Origin of the sequence: Corallococcus sp. CA047B (assembly GCF_003612065.1) — a bacterium.
In the GTDB taxonomy this organism is placed as follows: domain Bacteria; phylum Myxococcota; class Myxococcia; order Myxococcales; family Myxococcaceae; genus Corallococcus; species Corallococcus praedator.
Map to the genome: position 1 here is coordinate 1 of NZ_RAWD01000466.1, position 5,575 is coordinate 5,575.

Here is a 5,575-nt window from a genome sequence, read left to right on the forward strand (position 1 = left end):
GGGGATGCGCTGGGGGAGGTGCTGCTGGAGGTCAACGCGCTGGGGGACACGCTGCGCGAACAGCGGCTGGGCGCGATGGAGGCGGGCGCGCTGCTCGCGCAGGTGATGGAGGCCATCGACGTGGCGGTGCTGGCCTTCGACGGGGAGGGCACGCTGAAGCTGGTGAACCGCGCGGGCGTGCGGCTGGTGGGCCTGCCGCGCGCGCAGCTCGTGGGGCAGCGGGCGGAGGCGCTGGGATGGCAGGAATTGCTGGAGGGTCCCGCGCCGCGCCGGCTGACGCGAGCCTTTGCCCAGGAAGGCGGCCCCTACGAGCTGTGGCGCGGCAGCTTCCGCGAGGGCGGCCAGCCGCACCAGTTGGTGGTGCTCACGGACCTGCGTCTGGCATTGCGCGAGGAGGAGCGCGAGGCGTGGCGCCGGCTGGTGCGCGTGCTCAGCCACGAAATCAACAACTCGCTCACGCCCATCCAATCCATCGCGGACGCGCTCCGGGACACCGTGGCGCAGGTGCCCCGCCCCGCGGACTGGGAGGAGGACACGCGGCACGGGCTGGGCATCATCGCCCGCCGCGCGGAGGCCCTGGCGCGCTTCATGTCCGCCCACGCGCGGCTGGCGCGCCTGCCCCCGCCCACGCCGGGGAGCGTGGAGGTGGACGGCTGGGTGCGGCGCGTGGTGGCGCTGGAGCCGCGCCGTCCCGTGGCGGTGCGTCCCGGCCCCGCGCTCACGGTGCCCGGGGACGCGGACCAGTTGGAGCAGGTGCTCATCAACCTGGTGCGCAACGCGGTGGACGCCGTCCTGTCGGAGCCAGGGGGGCAGGGCGGTGTCTGGGTCTCGTGGGCGGTGCACGCGCCCGGCGCGGTGGAGGTCTGGGTGGAGGATGAAGGCCCCGGCCTGTCCGACACCGCGAACCTCTTCGTGCCCTTCTTCACCACCAAGCCCCAGGGCAGCGGCATCGGGCTGGCGCTCAGCCGGCAGATCGCCGAGGCGCACGGCGGAAGTCTGCGATTGGAGAACCGCACCGACGGGCGCGGCTGCCGCGCGCGACTCAAGCTCCCGCTGGACGCTCCGCGCGCGTGACGGGCACCGCCACGGGCTCGGACGCCGGCCCGGGATCCCTCACCACCGCCAGGTACAGCAGCGCGTTGGCCGCCCAGAAGAACAGCGCACTGAAGCTCACGTAGACCAGCCGGGTGCCGGGCCACACCTGCAGCGGATGGTGGAACACCTCCGCCGCGAGGAAGCCGCCCAGCCACTGCCCCAGCCAGCACAGCGCGCTGGCCCACAGCACGCGCTGCCACCGGGCCATCCGCGCGGGCCGGAACCAGTACGTGTTCAGGGCCCACAGGGCCACCACCGCGCCGCTCCACAACCCCAGGCTGACGATGGAGAACCAGTGGTGCGGCGACTCCGGGTACACCCAGCCCCAGTCCCCGTTCATCCACCGGAAGGCCACGTTCTGGGACAGCTCCAGCAACCAGAAGCACGGGGCCAGGATGAGCAGCTGCACCAGCAACACCCGTCGCACCATGTCCGCCGCGCCCCTGAGGAGCTGCCCGTACGTCCAGGTCAGCGCAATCATTGGTCCCTCCTCGGGCGCGGGTGGGCTCAGTGCCCCAATGACTTGAACGGGGTGGCCTTATTTTCTTGATTTATCCGGTTGCAAGGGCCTCCCGGGTTTCATCCCACACAAGCAATCCCAATGGGTTGCATGGGCAGACACACACCGGCGCTATTCAAAGACGGACAATTCCGCGAGGGAAAAGAGCGCTCCGGGCGACGTGTCGCCGCCGTAGGCCAGCAGCTCCACGGACAGTCGGACGTAGCGGGTGGGCTCCGCGTCGGCCAGGGGCAGCTCGATGAAGACCGGCGCATCGTTGCCCAGGAGGATGGGGGAATCCCCGTAGGGCGAGTCCTGTCCGGAGAGGTCGGCGTAATGGCTGTACGTGAAGGCGTTCGTGATCCGGGCGCGCGAATCCTCGTCCCGCAGCACCGTCCGGTTGAGGGGGTGCCAGTGCTCACCGTCCAGGCTGCCCTCCAGGATGAGCCACTCCTTGCCTTGGTAGCCGTGCGCGTGGCTCAGGCCCCGCACCACCGCGTGGCGCGGGCGCGTGGGCTGGGGCAGGGTGACGACGAGGCTGTACACGCGCGGGTCCGTCTTCGGGTCCGCCAGGAGCACGGGCTCGAGCCGGCCGTCCGTCCACGGGCAGGCCTGCGGGAAGGTCGGCTCGCAGGTCGCGCCCCGGCTGACCGGGCGCAGGGTGCCCGGGGGCAGGGGTTCGTGGGCGGTCCTCCACTCCACCCGGAAGTCCAGGCCGCTGGGCTCTCCGCCCAGGGGCGAGAAATACCAACTGCCCACGCTGACGGCGCGCAGCTGCACCTGGGGCGAGGCGAAGTCCTCCAGCAAGTGGGGGGACGGCGTCCAGGGCGACGTCGTGCCCGTGTGCCGCCACACGAGCAGACCCTCCGAGGTGAGCCACACCAGCGGTTCGGGAGGCGTGGGGGGCACGAAGAAGGGGGTGTTGTCGTCCGGGCCGAGAACCTGGGGCAGGCTCGCCGTCTCAGGGACCTCCAGCAGGGGCGGCGGAGGCGGGAAGGCCACGGAGGGGCCCTGGGGGCCCACGTCCACGCGCGGGTGGGCGTCCCACGGCTGGAGCGTGGGAAACTCCACGTCGTCCTCCATGTAGAGCAGGGCGAACATCCCCCTGCCGGTCGCGTCCAGCGGCGTGGCCAGGCGCAGCCGGGACTGCTGTTCGTCCAGGGAGCGCCAGTTCACGGCGTCGCCGGAGAGCAGCTCGAAGATGAAGTCCCCGCTGGCCTCGGTGGTGGTGGTGCTCACGGGGGAGAAGACGCCGTCGCGCCGGCGCTCGAGCGTCAGCGGCGCGCCGGCCAGCGGAGCGCCGTCCAACTGGCGCATGCGGCCGTACGCGAAGATGGGGTCCTCCGGATAGCGCTCGCAGCCGGCGTGGGTGAGGGCCAGGAGTCCCAGGCCCAGGAAGGTGAGGGAGGCGTGGCGCATGTCAGTAGGTCGCCTTGAGCCCGAACAGCGGGAGGATGACGGGAATCCGCACGGGCTTGCGGACGGGGAAGAGGCCTGTCTCGTTCGGGACGCCCTCGACGGAGTGGTCATAGGCGATGACCTCCTGCTGCGCGGAGAGGTTGAGCACGTCGAGCGACGCATCCAGGGTGAAGTCCTGGTAGGCCCACGACTTCGCGATGCGCGCGTCCACGCGGAAGAACGCCGCCAGCCGGCCGGTGCGGTCCAGATCCTGGCGCACCCAGCGGCCCTCGCCGTCCGCGTCCGTCACCCAGCGCTGCGACTGGGAGGTGATCTGCCCCGACTCCGGACGGCCGGTGTTGAAGTGCACCACCGTGCCCACCGTCCAGTTGTTGCCGAACTTGTAGCTGAGCGCGGCGTTGAACACGTGCGCCTGTTCGAAGGCGAAGGGCAGGTTGCCCTCCACCCTCTCCAGCACCTGGTTGTCATCGCCGATGCGGGCGAAGCGCGTCTTCCGCTTGCTCTGCAGGAAGCTGTAGGACACCCAGCCGAACCAGTGGTTGCCCAGCGGGTGGCGCGCCATCAGGTCCAGGCCGTAGGCGTACCCGGTGGTGGCCGGGTCCTGTCCCAGGCTGCCCCGGCGCCGGCGGTTCTCCGCCACGTCCACCAGGTCGAACTCCACCGCGCGTGACAGCGGGTTGAAGTACGCGTCCGCGCTCAGCTCCAGGCCGTCCATCGCCTTCCACTCCGCGCCCACGTCGAACTGCGCGCCGGACTGGAGGCCGTAGCGCAGGCTGGCGGTGTCCACGGCGGGGATGTGCAGCAGCACCGTGGGCGGCTGGTGGAACAGGCCCGCGCCGCCCTTGAGCGTGAGGGTGTCCGTCAGCGTGTGGCGCACCGACAGGCGCGGCTCCACCGCGGTGAACGTGAGGCCCGGCACCAGGTGGTACGCGTCCACGCGCAGGCCCGGGGACACCACCCACTTCTCCGACGGCTTCCAGGTGACGGACGCATACGCGCCGGAGAAGGTGGCGATGGCGGAGGGCTGCTTGAGCGGATCCGCGTCGTCGGACGAGCGCCAGCCGGGAGGCCGCGCGGTGCCGATGAGCGTGGTGGCGGAGCGGCGGTTCTCCACGTCCGTGCCCACGGCCACCTCCAGCGTGTCGGTGAGCACCCGCTTCCACCCGGCGCGCGCGGAGACGCTCGTCTGCTCCAGGCCGTACTCGCCCACGGACCGGATGACCAGGGACGTCCCCTCGCGCTGGGTCTGCTCGCCGGTGAGGCCCAGGCCGTCCCAGCCCAGCGTGATGCCGACCTCGCCCTCGCCGCCCGCCACGGGGTGCGTGCCGCGCAGGTCGATGCGGTGGAAGCGCGAGGTGACGCCGCCGCCCTCGGAGCGTTCGGTCTGCTCGGGGGACAGGCCCACGTCGTCGGAGCTGCCCAGCGCGAACAGGCGCAGGCGGCCCTGGCCCACCTTCTGCTCGATGCGCGCCTGGTAGTCCCAGAAGCCCGCGCGCACCTGCTCCGCTTCCGGACGGTTGAGGGCGTTGGCGGTGAGCGAGATGAGCAGCGCGGAGTAGCTGAAGCGGCCGGCCAGGCTGACGCTGGTGCCGGTGGACTCGAAGGGCTGCTCGATGAAGCCGCCCGCGTTGAGCAGGTCCGCGTACGCGGTGAAGTGCAGCCGGTCCTCGCGCGGACGGCTGAGCCTTCCTTCCACCGCGCCGCCCAGCACGCGGCCGTACTGCACCGGCGGCGTGCCCGGATAGAAGTCCACGGTGTCGATGAAGTCCGGGTGCACCACCGCGGGCCCGAGCAGCAGGTGGTACAGCATCGGGATGCGCACGCCGTCCAGGAAGAAGCCGGTGGCGGAGGGCTGGCTGCCGCGCACCACCGGGTAGCTGATGCCGGACGCGAGGCTGCCCACGCCCGGCATCAACATCACCACGCGGAACGGGTCGCCCAGCGTGCCGGGCACCTCGCGGATCTCCTGCTCGTGCAGGCTGATGCGGGTGACCTCCGTGCGCGGGCGCTCGTCGCGCACCACGGTCTCGTATGGGTTCACCTCGCGCGGCTGGAGCCGGTAGACGACCTGGAGCGTCTGGCCGGGCTCCAGCTTCTCCTCGAACACCGTCGTCGCGTGGCCCGGCGCGCGGACCTCCACGCGGTGCGCGCCCGGCGTCACGTCCAGCGTGAAGAGGCCGCGCGGGTCGGTGGTGCCGGCGGGCTCCTGCGCCCCGTCGAGGAAGAGGGCCGCGTCGGCCAGCGGCTTGCGGGTGCCTCGCGCGCGCACCTCGCCGGTGAGGTGCGGGGTGGAGGCGGGGACCTGCACGGGCGGCGCGAAGCGGTAGAGGAACGGCAGGCGCACCGCCACGGGCGTGCCGCCCAGCGTGGCCGGGGTGAAGCGCAGGCCCGGGGCGGCGGCGAGCGCCGCGTCGGTGAGGCGCGGCTCGGCGCCCGCGCGCGTCACCTTCGCTTCCGCGACGTGGCCCTCCACGTCCACCAGCAGCTCCAGCTCCACCTCGCCGGCGGTGCCCTCCAGCCCCTGGGGCCACGCGGCGGGCGCGTCGGTGGTGAGGGTGGGGG

General features: G+C 72.2%; 4 protein-coding genes. 1 reads left to right on the forward strand and 3 read right to left on the reverse strand.

Going from position 1 to position 5,575, the window contains the following annotated elements; all coding sequences use genetic code 11:
- Positions 1-1,074: PAS domain-containing sensor histidine kinase (locus D7X74_RS38955; RefSeq protein ID WP_120538015.1), on the forward strand; the 1,074-nt coding region annotated here is incomplete at its 5' end.
- On the opposite strand, the gene D7X74_RS38960 is transcribed toward D7X74_RS38955, so the two are convergent.
- The 3 genes from D7X74_RS38960 to D7X74_RS38970 form a co-directional block, all read right to left on the reverse strand.
- Positions 1,043-1,576, reverse strand: a complete 534-nt coding sequence (locus D7X74_RS38960; RefSeq protein WP_120538016.1) for a hypothetical protein — start codon at positions 1,574-1,576, stop codon at positions 1,043-1,045. The genes D7X74_RS38955 and D7X74_RS38960 overlap by 32 nt on opposite strands.
- Before the next feature lie 150 nt (positions 1,577-1,726).
- Positions 1,727-3,013: a carboxypeptidase-like regulatory domain-containing protein gene (locus D7X74_RS38965; RefSeq protein ID WP_120538017.1), complete on the reverse strand. Its 1,287-nt coding sequence runs from the start codon at positions 3,011-3,013 to the stop codon at positions 1,727-1,729.
- A gap of 1 nt (position 3,014) precedes the next feature.
- Positions 3,015-5,575: TonB-dependent receptor domain-containing protein (locus D7X74_RS38970; protein WP_120538018.1), on the reverse strand; the 2,561-nt coding region annotated here is incomplete at its 5' end.